This is a genomic window from Streptomyces thermolilacinus SPC6 (genome assembly GCF_000478605.2).
Lineage (GTDB): Bacteria > Actinomycetota > Actinomycetes > Streptomycetales > Streptomycetaceae > Streptomyces > Streptomyces thermolilacinus.
The window spans coordinates 1,488,725-1,504,676 of record NZ_ASHX02000001.1; the positions used below are offsets into that span (position 1 = coordinate 1,488,725).

13 protein-coding genes and 1 pseudogene are annotated in these 15,952 nt (G+C 73.0%); 9 read left to right on the forward strand and 5 right to left on the reverse strand.

Annotated elements, in window-relative coordinates; genetic code table 11:
- The first annotated feature begins 104 nt into the window (after window positions 1-104).
- The 3 genes from J116_RS06025 (at window position 105) to J116_RS06035 (ending at window position 3,794) form a co-directional block, all read left to right on the forward strand.
- Window positions 105-779 (forward strand): amino acid ABC transporter permease, encoded by a 675-nt coding sequence (locus J116_RS06025; protein WP_023586196.1) that lies wholly within the window; start codon window positions 105-107, stop codon window positions 777-779.
- The gene (locus tag J116_RS06030; protein WP_023586197.1) at window positions 776-1,654 is read left to right on the forward strand and encodes an amino acid ABC transporter permease; all 879 of its coding nucleotides are present in this window, start codon (window positions 776-778) and stop codon (window positions 1,652-1,654) included. Before J116_RS06025 ends, J116_RS06030 begins: the two co-directional genes overlap by 4 nt.
- Window positions 1,655-1,922: 268 nt before the next feature.
- Window positions 1,923-3,794 (forward strand): FAD-dependent monooxygenase, encoded by a 1,872-nt coding sequence (locus J116_RS06035; protein WP_023586198.1) that lies wholly within the window; start codon window positions 1,923-1,925, stop codon window positions 3,792-3,794.
- Window positions 3,795-4,258: 464 nt separating this feature from the next.
- Here J116_RS06035 and recX read toward each other — a convergent pair whose 3' ends face one another.
- The 3 genes and pseudogenes from recX to J116_RS06050 form a co-directional block, all read right to left on the reverse strand.
- The gene (gene recX / locus J116_RS06040) at window positions 4,259-4,828 is read right to left on the reverse strand and encodes a recombination regulator RecX (protein WP_023586199.1); all 570 of its coding nucleotides are present in this window, start codon (window positions 4,826-4,828) and stop codon (window positions 4,259-4,261) included.
- Between the two features lie 3 nt (window positions 4,829-4,831).
- Complete coding sequence (recA, locus tag J116_RS06045) at window positions 4,832-5,962, reverse strand: recombinase RecA (protein ID WP_023586200.1); 1,131 nt, start codon at window positions 5,960-5,962, stop codon at window positions 4,832-4,834.
- A gap of 264 nt (window positions 5,963-6,226) precedes the next feature.
- A pseudogene (locus tag J116_RS06050) lies at window positions 6,227-6,666 on the reverse strand (VOC family protein).
- A 44-nt stretch (window positions 6,667-6,710) separates the two neighbouring features.
- Here J116_RS06050 and J116_RS06055 point away from each other — a divergent pair.
- The 5 genes from J116_RS06055 to J116_RS06075 all read left to right on the forward strand — a co-directional run bounded on the left by J116_RS06055 (window position 6,711) and on the right by J116_RS06075 (window position 13,225).
- Window positions 6,711-7,934, forward strand: coding sequence for a sensor histidine kinase (locus J116_RS06055; RefSeq protein WP_037946537.1), 1,224 nt, complete (start codon window positions 6,711-6,713; stop codon window positions 7,932-7,934).
- Window positions 7,931-8,599, forward strand: coding sequence for a response regulator (locus tag J116_RS06060; RefSeq protein ID WP_028963735.1), 669 nt, complete (start codon window positions 7,931-7,933; stop codon window positions 8,597-8,599). Before J116_RS06055 ends, J116_RS06060 begins: the two co-directional genes overlap by 4 nt.
- Window positions 8,600-8,799: 200 nt before the next feature.
- Window positions 8,800-10,107 (forward strand): cytochrome ubiquinol oxidase subunit I, encoded by a 1,308-nt coding sequence (locus J116_RS06065; protein WP_028963736.1) that lies wholly within the window; start codon window positions 8,800-8,802, stop codon window positions 10,105-10,107.
- 16 nt (window positions 10,108-10,123) lie between these two features.
- A complete protein-coding gene (locus J116_RS06070) occupies window positions 10,124-10,909 on the forward strand; it encodes a cytochrome d ubiquinol oxidase subunit II (protein WP_023586203.1) in 786 nt (261 codons plus the stop codon).
- Between the two features lie 39 nt (window positions 10,910-10,948).
- Window positions 10,949-13,225, forward strand: coding sequence for an MMPL family transporter (locus J116_RS06075; protein WP_051203429.1), 2,277 nt, complete (start codon window positions 10,949-10,951; stop codon window positions 13,223-13,225).
- Between the two features lie 54 nt (window positions 13,226-13,279).
- Here J116_RS06075 and J116_RS06080 read toward each other — a convergent pair whose 3' ends face one another.
- Together J116_RS06080 and J116_RS06085 are read right to left on the reverse strand one after the other, a co-directional pair.
- Window positions 13,280-14,419 (reverse strand): AI-2E family transporter, encoded by a 1,140-nt coding sequence (locus tag J116_RS06080; RefSeq protein ID WP_037947115.1) that lies wholly within the window; start codon window positions 14,417-14,419, stop codon window positions 13,280-13,282.
- Between the two features lie 310 nt (window positions 14,420-14,729).
- The gene (locus tag J116_RS06085) at window positions 14,730-14,924 is read right to left on the reverse strand and encodes a DUF3046 domain-containing protein (RefSeq protein WP_023586205.1); all 195 of its coding nucleotides are present in this window, start codon (window positions 14,922-14,924) and stop codon (window positions 14,730-14,732) included.
- Window positions 14,925-15,003: 79 nt separating this feature from the next.
- Here J116_RS06085 and J116_RS06090 point away from each other — a divergent pair, with 79 nt between their 5' ends.
- Entirely contained in the window at window positions 15,004-15,918 is a 915-nt protein-coding gene (locus tag J116_RS06090) for a hypothetical protein (protein WP_023586206.1), read from the forward strand.
- The last annotated feature ends 34 nt before the right edge of the window (window positions 15,919-15,952 follow it).

A 15,952-nucleotide genomic window follows, 5' to 3' on the forward strand; every position in this document is an offset into this window, starting at 1 on the left:
GAGCGGCGGGCAGCGGCAGACGCAGCAGCAGCGTGAGGCGCCGTCGGCCCCGGCCGGGCCGGCGGCGCCTCCCACGATCCAACCAGGGGAGAGCGCGGGTCAACGTGTTCGACTTTCTTGATTCTCCGCAGTACGACCTGCTCGGCGCCTTCTGGGTGACCGTCCAGCTCACCCTCTACTCGGCGCTGGGCTCCCTGATCTGGGGCACCCTGCTGGCGGGTATGCGGGTGAGCCCGGTACCGCTGATGCGGGCCTTCGGGACCGCGTACGTCAACGTGGTCCGGAACACGCCGCTGACCATCGTGATCGTCGGCTGCTCGCTGGTGCTGCACCAGACACTGCGGATCGAACTGGGCGGTGGGACGTCCAAGGAGATCGGCTTCAAGATGGCCATCCTGGGCCTGGTGGCCTACACGGGCACGTTCGTCTGCGAGGCGCTGCGCTCGGGCATCAACACGGTGCCGGTCGGACAGGCGGAGGCGGCCCGTGCCCTGGGCCTGAGCTTCTTCCAGGTGCTGACCCTGATCATCCTGCCGCAGGCGTTCCGCTCGGTGGTGGCCCCGCTGGCCAACGTGATGATCGCGCTGACGAAGAACACGACCGTCGCGGCGGCGATCGGTGTCGCGGAAGCGGCACTGCTGATGAAGGAAATGGTCGAGAACGAGTCCGACTCGCTGTTCGCCGTATTCGGCGTCTTCGCCCTCGGGTTCGTGCTCCTCACTCTGCCCACCGGCCTGTTCCTCGGCTGGGTGGCCAAGCGCGTGGCGGTGAAGCGATGACTTCCGTTCTGTACGACGTCCCGGGCCCCCGGGCCAAGCGGCGGAACATCCTGTACTCCGCGGTCTTCCTGGTCCTGCTGGGTCTCGCGATCTGGTGGTTCCTCTCGGTCATGGGCGACAGGAACCAGCTGACGGCCGACAAGTGGAAGCCGTTCGTCACGGACGGCGCCCTATGGACCACGTTCCTCCTGCCGGGCCTCGGCGAGACGCTGAAGACGGCGTCGCTGGCCCTGGTGATCGCGCTGCCGCTGGGCGCGCTGCTCGGCATCGGCCGGCTCTCGGACCACGCGTGGGTGCGGGTGCCGGTGGGCACGGTCGTGGAGTTCTTCCGCGCCATCCCCGTCCTGCTGATGATGGTGTTCGCGAGCGCGGTGTTCGCCCAGTTCACGCCCATCGAGTCGGACGTCAGGCCGCTGTACGCGGTGGTGACCGGCCTCGTCCTGTACAACGCGTCCGTCATCGCGGAGATCGTCCGGGCGGGCATCCTGTCCCTGCCCAACGGGCAGACCGACGCCGCCAAGGCGATCGGCATGCGCAAGGGCCAGATCATGGGGTACGTGCTGCTGCCGCAGGCCGTGACGGCGATGCTTCCGGCGCTGGTGAGCCAGCTCGTGGTGATCGTGAAGGACACGGCGCTGGGCGGCGCCGTCCTGGGCCTGAGCGAGCTGCTGTTCCAGATCCGGCCGATCACCGCCAACTACGGCGCCAACACGATCGCCGCGTTCACCGTGGTGGCGCTGATCTACATCGTCGTGAACGGGGCGCTGACGCGGTTCGCGTCGTGGCTGGAGGGCAGGCTCCGGGGCCGCAAGAAGAGCACGGGAGCGGTCGTTCCCGTCGAGAAGGTCGACGCGAAGATGGGCGGCGGCGCGTAGGCGCGGCGACGGCGGACACGGCGCGCGAGGGCGCGCCGGGGAGCAGTACGGCGCGGGCGGTGGTCCGCGGGATCGTGTGAAGGGGCGGTGGCCGAGTGGCCGCCGCCCCTTCACGCGTACGTGCCCGGCTGCCCCGTCACTTGACGCAAGCACCAGCAGTGGGTTGCATACGTTCTGTGATCACTCACCGGGTTCCAGTCGTACATTCATGCGTTTCCCCTGCTCATCGGAGGACCGTCCGGGTCTCAGGAGTCACAGGAGTCACGCTGTGGACCCGGTGATCGTCGTTGGCGGAGGACCGGTCGGGCTCGCGCTGGCTCTGGCTCTGGCCGCGCGGGACGTGCCGTCGGTGGTGCTGGACGAGGGCACCGGCGAGGACGAGTACCGGCCTGCCCGTACGGCGGTACTGCGGGCGGACACGGCCGGGTTCGTGGAGCGGCTGGGGTGCGCCGAGGCACTGCGCGCCGAGGGCGTCCGGTGGACCGGGTGGCGGTCGATGCGGCGCAGGCAGCTCGTACGGCGGGTGTCCTTCGCGGACGGGCCGTACGGGCTGGGTGGGCCGGACGGCCTGGACGGCCTGGACGCTGCCGGGGGCCGGGGTGCCGGTGGGGGCGGTTCGGTCAGCGGGGCCGGGGCGGACCACGGGCCGGGGGGCTCGGCGGGCCGGGCAGGTGGTGCGGCTGCGGCAAGCCGGGCGGCTGGAGCCTCCGGCGGGGCCGGTGCGGCGGGTCGTACTGGTGGCGCTTCCGGGCCGCCGGCCCGTGGGGACGGCGAGGACGAGGCGGACGGGTACCTCGCGGCGGCGCCGCTGCACATCCCGCAGCACGCGCTGACCGGCGCGCTGCGCGCGGCGCTCGCGTCGCCACCCGCCGCGCGGCTCGTCCAGGTCGTCACGGAGTGCCGTGTGGACGCGCTGGAGCAGGAGGCTGCCGGTGTCGCGGTCCACACGCGGGGACAACGCGAGACGTGGTGGCGCGGAAGCCATCTGGTGGGCTGCGACGGGGCGCGTTCCACGGTCCGCAAGCTGCTGGGCATCCGCTTCCCGGGGCGTACGGCGGTGGAGCGCCACGCCGTCGCCATGCTCCGGGCGGAGCTGCCGTGGCCGGGCGAAGGGGTGCTGCACCGCCGGCCGCCGTGGCGGAACGCCGGCGAGGAGGTGACGGCACGCCCGCTGCCCGGCGGCGGCTGGCGGCTGGACTGGCTGCTGCCGCCACGCGGCGACCTGGTGACGCCGGAGGACCTGGTCGTCCAGATCCGGGAGACGCTGGCGGGCTGGTGCGACGACACGCCCGCGTACGAGCTGCTGGACACGGGCGTGTACACGCTGCACCACCGGCTTGCCCGGCGCTGGCGCGTGGACCGGGCGTTCCTGGCGGGGGACGCCGCGCATCTGCTGGGCGCGCTCGGCACACAGGGCCTGGACGAGGGGCTGCGCGACGTGGAGAACCTGGCGTGGAAACTGGCCGAGGCGTGGCACGACGGCGGCCCGGCCGAGGTGCTGCTGGACAGCTACCAGGCGGAGCGCCGCACGGCGGTGGCGGCGCGGCTGCGGGCGGCGGACCAGTCGCTGCCCGTCCTGCGGGGCGGGGGCGGACTGCGGACGTACCTGCGGGGCGGTTCCCGGCAGCATGACGCGCTGCTGACGGACGGGCATCTGGGGCGGGGGCCGCTGGGCGCTCCGCCCGCGTACCCGCACTCGCCGCTCGCGCCGGTGGACCTGGAGGGCACGGTGGAGGTCGGTACGGCACCGGGCGCACCGGTCGCCGACGTGCCGGTGACCGCGCCTGACGGCACCGCGGGGCGGCTCCGGGACCGGCTGGGGCGGGGCGTGCTGGTCATGCTGGTCGCGCCGGGAACCGGGGTGTGGGACCGGCGCCACTGGGTCACCGCCGGTGTCATGCCCCGCCTGGCCGAGGCGGTGCGGAACCTGCCGCTGCGGGGCGAGCTGCTGGTCACGGAGGCGTACCCGGGCGCGGCCGCGCACACGGTCCTGCTGGTGCGTCCCGACGGCCATCTGGCCGCCGCCTTCACCGGCGTACACCCGCAGTCCCTGCACGCGGCGGCGAAGGCCCTGCGCGGTGACACCCCCGGCCAGGCACCCGCCGAGTCCCCCGAGGAAGAAGCCGCCCACGCCCACTGAACGCCCCGGTGGCCCGCCCCCGGCCGACTGCCCCAGAGCCCGCGCGACGGGTCGCCACGGGTCGGGCTGCCTTCAGGGCCCTGACGGGGTACTTCGGGTGGGCCGATCCCAGGGCCTCTCCGACGGGTCGCCACGGGTCGGGCTGCCGGTATGCGGTCACCGCAGCCAGCCGACCAAGTGGCATTCCGCGGGAGCCCCGGTGGCCGACCACGTGGTGGTCCTCGCCTCATGCCCCATCCCGAATCCCGGCCCGCGACACGTGCCCCGGACTCCCGCACCGCCACGGGCGCGGGATGCGTCGCGTCGGCTGGCCGAGTGCCCGGCTCGGGCACTTGGGGCTGTTCGCTCTCGACCAGTCAGGCCCCCTCGGGCTCAGGCCCGGTGGGCTTCCGCGCAAGCCGGCAGAGCCCTAGAGTCCCGCCCACGAGCCGGCGCGGGCAGCCGCAGGGCGATGAACCGGGCGCTCAGGTGCCGTCGAAGTCCAGATCCTCCGTGTCCTCGCCCTCCTCCTCCAGGGCGCGGCGGACCACCCGGAGGGCGAGGCCCTCGGGGTAGCCCTTGCGAGCGAGCATGCCTGCGAGGCGGCGGAGGCGGCGGTCGCGGTCGAGGCCGCGCGTGGAGCGCAGCTTGCGCTGGACGAGCTCGCGGGCCGTCGCCTCCTCCTGATCGGCGTCGAGCCGGCCGACCGCCTCGTCGATCAGGGCGGAGTCGACGCCCTTGGTGCGCAGCTCCCGGGCGAGGGCGCGACGGGCCAGCCCCCGCCCGTGGTGCCGGGACTCCACCCACGCCCCGGCGAACGCCGCGTCGTCGATCAGTCCGACGTCCTCGAAACGGGACAGGACGTCCTCCGCGACCTCCTCCGGAATCCCCCGCTTGTGCAGCGCGTCCGCGAGTTGCTTGCGGGTGCGCGGCATCCCGGTGAGCAGGCGCAGGCAGATCGCCCGCGCCTGCTCAGCCGGGTCCTGGGGCGGCAACTCCTTCTCGGCCCTCGACGAGTCGGTGCTGCCGCCCGGCCATTCGGTGCGCCGGGCCATGGGCTACCCCTTGGCCGCTGTGGCCTTGGTCGCCTTGGTGGCCTTCACCGCGGGTGCGGGCACCGACTTCGTGGTGTCGGCCGTCGGGTCCGCCGCGCTCGCGCCGTCCGGGGCAGGCTCGGCCGCTGCGGTGTCCGGGCGGACACCGACGCCCAGCTTCTCCTTGATCTTCTTCTCGATCTCGTTGGCGAGGTCGGGGTTGTCCTTGAGGAAGTTGCGGGCGTTCTCCTTGCCCTGGCCGAGCTGGTCGCCCTCGTACGTGTACCAGGCGCCGGCCTTGCGGATGAAGCCGTGCTCGACGCCCATGTCGATCAGGCCGCCCTCGCGGCTGATGCCCTCGCCGTAGAGGATGTCGAACTCGGCCTGCTTGAACGGCGGGGCGACCTTGTTCTTGACGACCTTGCAGCGGGTGCGGTTGCCGACCGCGTCCGTGCCGTCCTTGAGGGTCTCGATACGGCGGATGTCGATGCGCACCGACGCGTAGAACTTCAGCGCGCGGCCACCGGTCGTGGTCTCCGGCGAGCCGAACATCACACCGATCTTCTCGCGGAGCTGGTTGATGAAGATCGCCGTGGTCTTGGACTGGTTGAGCGCGCTGGTGATCTTCCGGAGCGCCTGGCTCATCAGGCGGGCCTGGAGGCCCACGTGCGAGTCGCCCATCTCGCCCTCGATCTCCGCACGCGGCACGAGCGCGGCGACGGAGTCGATGACGATCAGGTCGAGCGCGCCGGAGCGGACGAGCATGTCCACGATCTCCAGGGCCTGCTCGCCGTTGTCCGGCTGGGAGAGGATCAGGTTGTCGATGTCGACGCCGAGCTTGCGCGCGTACTCGGGGTCGAGGGCGTGCTCCGCGTCGACGAAGGCGACCTGGCCGCCGGCCTTCTGCGCGTTGGCCACGGCGTGCAGGGTCAGGGTCGTCTTACCGGAGGACTCCGGTCCGTAGATCTCCACCACACGGCCTCGCGGCAGGCCACCGACGCCGAGCGCCACGTCGAGCGCGGTCGAGCCGGTCGGGATGACCTCGATGGGCTCCTTGGACCGCTCGCCCATGCGCATCACGGCGCCCTTGCCGAATTGCCGTTCAATCTGTGCGAGCGCGGCGTCGAGCGCCTTCTCGCGGTCGGTTCCTGCCATGGGTTCCACCCGGTTTGCTTGAGTCGATCGCTTCACGTCAAAGACGCTAACCCCTGCCACTGACAATGCGCCTCGACGTGCCTCCCGGCCTGTGGATAACCCCCGCCTCACCGCGCGGAGGACCAGGCCACGCCCCCATGAGAATGGATGTTCGATTTTAGTGTCAAGCGAGCCACTCCGGCTGTGGAAAACCTTCCGACGGGGCCGGGGCGGCCGGGCGCACGGGCCGTCGGGGGGAGCGGGTGGAGTACGTCGCAGCGGTCGTCAGCTGAGCTGCTCGGCCAGCCCGACGACGATCCCCTCGGGGCCGCGGACGTAGCAGAGCCGGTAGCTGTCCTCGTACCGCACGAGCTCGCCGACGAGTTCCGCGCCGTGGGCGCGCAGGCGGGCCACGACGTCCTCGATGTCGTCGACGGCGAACATGACGCGGCCCATGCCCAGGGTGTTCGCCGGTGCGTTCCTCGGCTCGGGAACGATCGCCTCCGGCTTGTGGAACACCGTCAGCTCGATCCGGCCGTGCCGTCCGGGGTGCGCATCATCGCGATCTCCGTCCGGACGTCGTCGAGCCCGATGACACGTCCCGCCCAGCGTCCCTCGACCGGCCTCCTGCCCTCCAGCTCCATGCCGAGTTCCTCGAAGAACGCGACAGCGGCGTCAAGGTCGGCGACCACGATGAGGACGTTGTCCATGCGCTGGATCGTCATGCTGATCTCCTTACTGGGGTCCGGTGGCGCCTATCCTTCCTGGCATGGCCCTCCCCTCCCCCGTGCGACGCGGCCGGGTGTCCGTGCGGACGGCCGACCTGGCCGTGACCGCCGTCGTCACCGCCTTCGTGGCCGGCTGGACGGTCCTGTCCATCGTGTCCGCGCCCGCCGGGAGCGAGCCGCTCTCCCGTACCGTCCTCGGCTGGTTCCTCGTCGCCGTGGGGTGCGGCGCGCTGCTGCTGCGCCGCAGCAGGCCGGTCGCCGTGGCCGTCGTCACGCTGCTGGCCTCGGTGGTCTACTACCCGACGAGCTCCTACGACGGCCCGCTCATGGTCACGTTCGCGCTGGCCCTGTACACGACGGCAGCGGAGGGGCGGTTCGTGGCCGCCGTCGCCCTGGCGTCCGTGACGCTGCTCGCGGTCGGGCTGGGCGAGATCCGCCAGGACCCCGGGCGGCGCCAGATCGACGACACGTCACTGGTGATGCTGGCGGGCTGGCTGATCAGCCTGGTCGCCGTCGGCCGCGCGCAGCGCACCCGGCTCGCGTACCTCCACGAGGTGGAGCAGCGCGCCCTGGCGGCCGAGCGGGAGCAGGAGGCCCGCGCCCGGCAGAGCGCCACCGAGGAACGGCTGCGCATCGCGCGCGAAGTGCACGACGTACTGGGCCACAGCCTCTCGCTGATCAACGTCCAGTCCAGCGCCGCCCTGCACCGGCTCGCCAAGAAGCCCGGGCCCGCCGAAGCCCTGCCCGCCGCCACGGAGGCGCTGGAGGCGGTCAAGGCGACCAGCAAGGACGCCCTGCGGGAGCTGCGCGGCACGCTCGGCGCGCTCCGCCAGTCCGGCGAGGCCGCGCCCACCGCGCCCGTCTCCGGGCTGGACCGGCTGGACGAGCTGGTCGGCCGGGCCCGCGCCGCCGGCCTGGACGTCACGGCCCGCACGGAGGGCACGCCCCGACCGCTGCCGCCCGCCCTCGACCTCGCCGCGTACCGCATCGTGCAGGAGTCGCTGACGAACGTGACCCGGCACGCGCGCGCGAGGGCGGCCCTGGTCACACTGTCCTGGACGGACGACGAGCTGCGGCTGCGGATCGAGGACGACGGGGAGGGCTCGCCCGACGCCGAGGCGCGGGGCAGCGGCCTGCGCGGCATGGCCGAGCGGGCCAGGGCGTTCGGCGGCGAGCTCACCGCGGGGAACACCGGCCACGGCTTCGAGGTCTCGGCGCGCCTGCCGTTCACCAGCAGCCTCACCACCACCAGGGGGACCGAATGATCCGCGTCGTGCTCGCCGACGACCAGACCCTCGTACGGGCCGGGTTCCGGTCGATACTCGCCGACGAGGCGGACATCGAGGTCGTGGGCGAGGCCGCCGACGGCGAGCAGGCCGTCGCCCTGGCGCGGGAGCTGCGCCCGGACGTCGTCCTGATGGACATCCGCATGCCCGGCACGGACGGCCTGGAGGCCACGCGCCGGATCACCGCGGACCCGCGGACGGAGGGGGTGCGCGTGGTCATCCTGACGACGTTCGACATGGACGACTACGTGTACGGGGCGCTGCGCGCGGGCGCGTCGGGGTTCCTGGTGAAGGACACCGAGCCGATGGAGCTGCTGCACGGCGTACGGGTGGTGGCGCGCGGGGACGCGCTGATCGCCCCGGCGGTGACCCGGCGTCTGATCGCCGAGTTCGCGGGGCGCGGCGGCCGGCAGCCGGACCCGAGCCCCCGGCTGAACGCGCTGACGGAGCGGGAGCGCGAGGTGATGGGCCTGGTCGGCGCGGGGCTGACCAACGACGAGATCGCCCAGCGGCTGGTGCTGTCACCCGCCACCGCCAAGACGCACGTCAGCCGCATCATGACGAAGCTCGACGTCCGCGACCGGGCGCAGCTGGTGATCCTCGCGTACGAGTCGGGCATGATCACGCCAGGCTGGCTGGCCTGACCCGGAGCCGCCGGTGCCGTGCGGGACGCGGAAGGCCGGGCCTCGACCCTGATCCCGCCCCCGACGTCTCCCTGATCCCGTGGGGCCCCGATCCGCAACTCCCGGTGTACGCGTGAGCGGCGACCCGCAACCACTGGGGTACCGGCACTGACCACCGGTGGGTGACGACGGGGCCGCAGCCGTACTCCGACGCTGTCGGGGTGAATCCAGACGCCTCGGAAGTCCTCGACCTCGCCCGGCTGCAGTTCGCGCTCACCGCCGGCGGCCACTTCCTCTTCGTCGCCCTCACCCTGGGCCTGGCGACCGTCGTCGCCTGCCTGCAGACGAAGGCGGCGATCAGCGGCAGCGACCTGGACGCCCGTCTGGTGCGGTTCTGGGGGCAGCTGTACGTCATCAACTACGCGGTCGGCATCGTCACGGGCATCGTCATGGAGTTCCAGTTCGGGCTGAGCTGGAGCGGCCTGACGCACCACGCGGGCAACGTCCTCGGGGCGTCGCTCGCCGTGGAGACGATCGTGGCGTTCTTCGTGGAGTCGACGTTCCTCGGCCTGTGGATCTTCGGCTGGCACCGGATGGGCCGCTGGACGCACCTCGCGGCGATCTGGGTCGTCACGCTCACCGCGTACGCGTCGGCGTACTGGATCCTCGTCTCGAACGGCTTCCTGAACAATCCCGTCGGCCACCGTGTGGAGGGCGGCCAGGTGGTCCTCGCCGACCCGGTGGCCGTCCTGACGAACCCGAGCACGCTGCTTGCCTTCGGGCACATCGTGGCGGGTGCGCTGCTCACGGCGGGGTTCTTCGTGGCGGCCGTCAGCGCGTACCACCTGTTCCGGCGGACCCCCGAGTGGGCGTTCTTCGGCCGCAGCCTGCGGGTCGGGGTTTTCCTGTCGTTCCCCGCCGCGATGGTCACGGCGGTCTTCGGCGGGCTCCAGCTGCGGTCGATCGCCGCGCTGCAGCCCGTGAAGTCGGCGGTGTTCCGGCACGACACGGCCGAGCTGGCGCGGCTCCAGGCCGAGCTGACGGCCCGCTTCGGCCCGGGCGACTACATCCCGTCGGAGGCGTGGACCAGGGGCTCCGCGCTGATCATGCTGATCTCCTTCGCCCTGATGCTGTACTTCACCCTCCCCGGGTTCGTGATGGCCTTCTTCCGCGCGGCCGTCTTCCGGTTCGGGGTGTGGCACGTGGCGCTGATCGCGGCCGTGCCCCTGCCGTACACAGCGATGATCAGCGGCTGGGTCTTCCGCGAAGCGGGCCGCCAGCCCTGGGTGGTGTACGGGCTGCTGAAGACGGAGGACGCGGTCTCCGACGTGTCCGCCACCGCGATGCGCACCTCCCTGGTGGCCTTCACCACCCTGTTCGCACTGCTCGCCGTCCTCAACGCCTGGCTGCTGGTGCGCCACGCTCGGCGCGGCCCCGCCGACGTGGGCCTGGGCCGGGACGAACGGCCGGAAGCGGATGCCGAGGGCCGCGAGGACCCGGCCGGCACCCTGCCCGCGCCGCGCTACTGACCTCAAGGAGCTTTCCGTGGAGACCCTGGCCATCGCCCTGCTCGGCTTCTACGCCGTCGGCTACTTCGTCCTCGCCGGTGCGGACATCGGGGCCGGGATGGTCGCGCCCTACCTGGGGCGCACCGACCCTGAGCGGCGGCTCGTCATCGCCTCGTTCGCGCCGTTCTTCCTGGGCAACGAGGTGTGGCTGGTCGCCACCGCCGGGCTGCTCATCGGCTGTTTCCCGGTACTGGAGGGCGAGCTGCTCAGCGGGCAGTTCGCCGTCGTCGTACCACTGCTGGTGGGCTGGGTCGTCCGCGACGCGGGCCTGTGGCTGCGCGGGCGGGTGACCGGCCGGGCGGGGCGGGGCTGGCGGGCGGTGTGCGACGGCGCGGTCGTGTGCGGCAGTTGGACGGTGGCCCTCGCCTGGGGCTGGCTGCTGGCGGGGGTGCTGAGCGGTGCGCCGGAGCACGCCGCGGGCGGGGCGGTGGCGGCGGTCACGGCCGTCGCCGTGGCGGCGCTGTTCGCCGCGCACGGGCTGGGCTTCGCCGCTGCCCGGCTCACGGGGCTGCCGTACGAGCGGGCCCGGCGGCTGGTCGGGCGTACGCGCGCGTGGCAGTCGTTCGCGCTGACGGCCGCCCTCATGGCGGCCGTGCCGGTGGCCGCCGGGGCGGCGCTGCCGCTGGCCCGGACGGCGGCGGACCAGGCGACGCTCGCGCTCCTCGTCCCCGCCCTGCTCGTGGTGACGCCGCTGCTCGTCGCCGTCCAGGCCTGGACGTGGTGGGCGTTCCGCCGCCGCGTGACCGGGCCCTCCTACCTGTGACCCGGGCTCGTGGAGCCCTGCCTCCGAAAGGACGTGGACATGACCACGAAGAACGCCGTCGAGGAGCAGACGGACGAACGGCGGCGCGGGAGCGTCTTCGAGCGCCTGGCGGCCTTCTCGTACCGCCATCGCTGGGGTGCCGTGCTGCTGTGGGTGGTGCTGGTCGCCGGGATCACCGCGGCCTCGTCAGCCGTGGGCAGCGGCTACCGAAACGACTTCTCGCTGCCCGGAACGGACTCGCAGCAGGCCCGCACGGTCCTGGAGCGGCACGGCGCCGCGCAGTCCGGCGCGACCGTGCACATCGTGGTCCGGGACGACGACGGGGACGGGGTGCGGGACGCGGCCGTACAGCGGCGCGTCGAGGCGCTCCTCGGCACGGTCGCGGCGCTGCCAGGGGTCACCGGTGTGCGCAGCCCGTACGAGGACGGCTCGGCCGTCTCCCGGGACGGGACGGTCGGGTACGCCACGGTGACCCTGGCGGAGTCGGCGGAGAACGTGCCGAAGGAGCAGGTACGGAAGATCATCGACGCGGTGGACAAGACGTCCGGCGACGGCCTTGAGACGGCGGTCGGCGGTGACGCGGTGCGCGGCGCCGAGGAGGGCGGGGGCGGCGCGGCGGAGGGCGCGGGCGTCCTGGGCGCGCTGGTGATCCTCGTGTTCCTGTTCGGGTCGCTGGTCGCGGCGAGCCTGCCGGTGATCACGGCGGTGTTCGCGGTGGCCGGTTCGATCGGGCTCATCGCGCTGGCCTCGCACGTGGCGACGGTCGCGGACTTCACGCCTCCGGTGATGATGCTGGTGGGGCTGGGGGTCGGTATCGACTACGCCCTGCTGGTCTTCTCCCGGTACCGGGGCGAGCTGCTGGCGGGCGCCTCGCCGGAACGGGCCACGCGGGCCGCGCTCGACGCGGCGGGGCGCACGGTGTTCTTCGCGGGCTGCACGGTGATCATCGCGCTGATGGGGTTGGTGGCGCTGGGCCTCGGTTCGCTCCAGGGCGTGGCGCTCGCCGTCGCGCTGACGGTGCTGGTGACCATGGCGGCGTCGCTGACGCTGCTGCCGGCCCTGCTGGGGGTGTTCGGCGGACGGATCGCCCGCCAGGTGGCGCGCCGTGCGGAGCGGCGAGCGACGCGGAACGGCCGGGCGGAGGGTGCCGGGTGGCGACGCTGGGCGGCCGGGGTGCAGCGGCGGCCGGGGGCGGCCCTGCTGGTGTCGCTCTTCGCGCTGGGGGCGCTGGCGGCCCCGGCGGCGGGCATGCGGCTGGGGTTCGCGGACGCGGGCAACGATCCCGCGGGGACGTCGAGCCGCGAGGCGTACAACATGCTCGCCGACGGGTTCGGGCCGGGCTTCAACGGGCCGCTGGTCGTCGTCGCCGAGGCGGGGAGCCCCGGCGGTTCCGGGAGCTCGGGCAGCTCGGGCGGTTCCGGTGCGGGCGGTTCCGACGGGGGTGACGGCATGGCGGCGGGAGCGGCCGTACGGGACGCGCTGGACGGCGTTCCGGGTGTCGCGGCGGTCGCCGGGCCCTTCCCGGTGACGGGCGGCGGCCGCGCCTCGGACGGCGGCTCGGCGGCGGACGGGCCGGTGGCGACGGTGCTGGTCTTCCCGGCCTCCGCGCCGCAGGACGAGGCGACCTCGGAGCTGGTCGAACGGCTGCGCTCCGAGGTGCTGCCGCCCGTGGAGCGCGCGTCCGGCGCGGACGTGCTGGTCGGTGGGCCGACCGCCGCCACCGAGGACTTCGCGGCGACCGTCACTGACCGGATGCCGCTGTTCGTGGCCATCGTCGTCGGCCTGTCGGCCCTGCTGCTGCTCGTCGTCTTCCGCTCGCTACTGATCCCTGTGAAGGCCGCGCTGCTGAACCTGGTGAGCATCGGGGCGGCGCTGGGCGTGATCACGCTGGTCTTCCAGCACGGCTGGTTCGGTGTCGAGGAGGGGCCCATCGAGGCGTTCATCCCCGCGATGATCTTCGCGATCGTCTTCGGGCTCTCCATGGACTACGAGGTCTTCCTCCTCTCCCGCATCCACGAGGAGTGGCGGCGCGGCAACGACCACCAGGCCGCCGTACGGGAGGGCCTCGCCACGACGGGACGGGTCATCACGGCCGCCGCCGCCATCATGATCGTGGTCTTCGCCGCGTTCATGATGAGCGACGACCGGATGCTCCAGCAGTTCGGCCTCGGCCTGGCCGTGGCGATCCTGCTGGACGCGGTCGTCATCCGCTGCCTGATCGTCCCGGCCGTGATGCAGGTGCTGGGCCGGCGCGCCTGGTGGCTCCCGTCGTGGCTGCGCCGCGTCCTGCCGAAGGTCGAGCTGGAGCGCCACTGACGCCCCCGCCCCTCCGTACGGCTCCCTCCGGTACGGCTCCGGGGCGCCGCCGGATCAGGCGCCGCCGCCCTCCGGCGGTGCCTGATCCCGCCCGGTGCGCAGCGCCCGCTGGACCCGGGCCAGCACCATCTCGCCGTGCCGGCGGTGGCCGTGCACCCGCGGGTCCTCCGTGACCGCGTACCGCTTCACGTACGCGCCGAGGAACGCCTGGAGCGTGGCGACCGCCGGAATGGCTATCAGGGCGCCCACCGCGCCGAGCAGCGCCGTGCCCGCGACGACCGAGCCGAAGGCGACGGCCGGGTGGATGTCCACCGTCCTGGCCGTCAGCTTCGGCTGGAGCACGTAGTTCTCGAACTGCTGGTAGACGACGACGAACGCCAGCACCCACAGCGCGTACCAGGGGGCGACGGTGAACGCGATCAGCATCGGCAGCGCGCCCGCCAGGTACGTGCCGATGGTCGGCAGGAACTGCGAGACGAGGCCGACCCACACGGCGAGCGCCGGCGCGTAGGGCACGCCCAGGAACTCCAGCAGGACGTAGTGCGCCACCCCGGACGCCAGCGCCATCAGGCCGCGCGAGTAGAGGTAGCCACCGGTCTTGTCCACCGCGATCTCCCAGGCCCGCAGCACCTCGGCCTGCTTCGCCGGGGGCAGCACGGAGCACAGCGCTCGTCGCAGCCGGGGCCCGTCGGCGGCGAAGTAGAACGAGAACAGGAAGATCGTCAGGAGCTTGAAGAGGCCGCCGAGCACCGTGGCGGAGACGTCGAGCACGCCGCTCGCGCTGTTCTCCACGTACTGCCGCAGCCAGTCGGAGCGCAGCAGGCTGTCCTGGACGGCGACTCTGGAGAGCTCCGTGTGGAACGTGTGATTGATCCAGTTGATCAGCGAGTCGAGGTACTCGGGGATGTCCTCGACCATGTCCACGATCTGACCGGCGAGCATCGACCCGAGGAGCACGACGAAGCCGACGCTCACGACGACGACGCCGAGGAACACCAGGAACGTCGCCAGGCCCCGGCGCATCCCCCGCGCGGCCATGCGGCCGACCGCGGGCTCGATGGCGAGGGCGAGGAAGAACGCGATCAGGATGTTGAGCAGCAGCCCGATGAGCTGGTGGAACGCCCAGCTGCCGAGCTGGAAGCAGGCGTAGAGGGCCAGGGCGAGCGCCATCGCCTTGGGCAGCCAGCGCGGCATCCCGGCGGCACCGCCGAGAGGCCGGGCCGCTCCGCCGCCCGCTGCCGGAGCGGACGTGGCGGCCGGGGTCGGGGCAGTCGCGGTCATGGCGGGCGTGGCGGTCGGTGCGCCCGTCGCCTCGGTCGCCGCGCCGGTGGACGCGGCGTCCGGCGAGCCCGCCGGCTCGGCGGCGGACGCGGGGGTCGGTTCGGGGTCGGGGGCGTTGTTCGGGGTCTCGTCGTTCGGGGCCACGGGCCAAGTGTCGCTCACCTATGCGACACCCCGTCCAACCCTGTGGAAAACCCGGTCGGCACGCGGTCGGAGCAGGGATTCAGCGCTTGTCGGCGGGGACATCGACGGCCGCGCACACGGCGCGCCACACGTCCTTCGCCTCCCAGCCCGCGTCGAGCGCCTCGTGGACCGTCCGCCCGCCCAGTTCGGACATCACATGATCGCGGGCGAAGGACTCGGCGTAGGCCTCGCCGAAGTGGTCCGCCATGCGCTCCCAGAAAATCGTCAACCGCATGTGCCCAGTATCGCGCTCCTGAGAGTGCACACCGTCCGCGGCCGCTTGCCGAAAGCTCTTTCCGTCCTACGGTCGTCACATGGCTGGAACTCCCCTCGCGCGCGCCGAGCACTTCGTCTGGCTCACGGCCCGTGTCCTCGAACAACGCCGGTTCGCCTACCACTTCCTGGGCGGGGACGCCGACGCCGTGGAGGCAGCCCTCACCCCGTACGCCAATGAGGACGGCGGCTACGGCCACGCCCTGGAGCCGGATGTGCGGGGACCCGTCAGCCAGCCGCTGCACACCGCGCACGCGCTGCGCGTGCTCGACTCGATCGGCCGGTGCGGCGGGCTGCGCGTGGAACGGGTCTGCCGGTATCTGACCGGTGTCTCCACGCACGACGGCGCGCTGCCGGCCATCCACCCGTCCGTACGCGGATATCCCGTGGCGCCGTTCGTCCCCGTCGTCGACGACCCGCCGAGCGACCTGCTGGCCACGGGGCCCGTGGTGGGACTGCTGCACCGCAACCAGGTGTGGCACGCGTGGCTGTTCCGCGCCACCGACTTCTGCTGGGCCGCGATCGACGCGATCGGAGAGGACCGCCCGACGCATCCGTACGAGGTCCAGGCCGCCGTGGCGTTCCTCGACGGGGTGCCGGACCGGGCCAGGGCCGAGGCTGCGGCGGACCGGCTGGGCCGGGTCGTACGGGAGCGGCGGCTCGCGGTGCTGGAGCCCGAGCGGGCGGGCGACTATCCGCTGGCCCCCGGGTACGCGCCGGGCGAGTACCACTACCCGCACGACTACGCGCGCGTGCCGGATTCGCTCGCCCGGCGGTGGTTCACCGACGAGGAGATGGCCCGCTCCCTGGACCACCTGGCGGCCGAGCAGGCCGAGGACGGCGGCTGGCCGGTGAACTGGCGGCAGTGGGCGCCGGGCACCGCCCTGGAGTCGCGGCCGATCGTCACGATCGAGGCGCTGCGCACCTTGCGCGCGCACGGCCGCGCCATCGGCTGACCGGCCCACCCGCCGACCGCTGACCGGCCCGCCC

Excerpts from the sequence above, each read along its gene's own strand:
- J116_RS06075 (WP_051203429.1), top strand. The coding sequence starts at position 10,949 with ATGACCACGAAGAACGCCGTCGAGGAGCAGACGGACGAACGGCGGCGC.
- J116_RS06060 (WP_028963735.1), top strand. The coding sequence starts at position 7,931 with ATGATCCGCGTCGTGCTCGCCGACGACCAGACCCTCGTACGGGCCGGG.
- J116_RS06055 (WP_037946537.1), top strand. The coding sequence starts at position 6,711 with ATGGCCCTCCCCTCCCCCGTGCGACGCGGCCGGGTGTCCGTGCGGACG.
- J116_RS06030 (WP_023586197.1), top strand. The coding sequence starts at position 776 with ATGACTTCCGTTCTGTACGACGTCCCGGGCCCCCGGGCCAAGCGGCGG.
- J116_RS06090 (WP_023586206.1), top strand. The coding sequence starts at position 15,004 with ATGGCTGGAACTCCCCTCGCGCGCGCCGAGCACTTCGTCTGGCTCACG.
- J116_RS06080 (WP_037947115.1), bottom strand. The coding sequence starts at position 14,419 with ATGCCGCGCTGGCTGCCCAAGGCGATGGCGCTCGCCCTGGCCCTCTAC.
- recX (WP_023586199.1), bottom strand. The coding sequence starts at position 4,828 with ATGGCCCGGCGCACCGAATGGCCGGGCGGCAGCACCGACTCGTCGAGG.
- recA (WP_023586200.1), bottom strand. The coding sequence starts at position 5,962 with ATGGCAGGAACCGACCGCGAGAAGGCGCTCGACGCCGCGCTCGCACAG.
- J116_RS06085 (WP_023586205.1), bottom strand. The coding sequence starts at position 14,924 with ATGCGGTTGACGATTTTCTGGGAGCGCATGGCGGACCACTTCGGCGAG.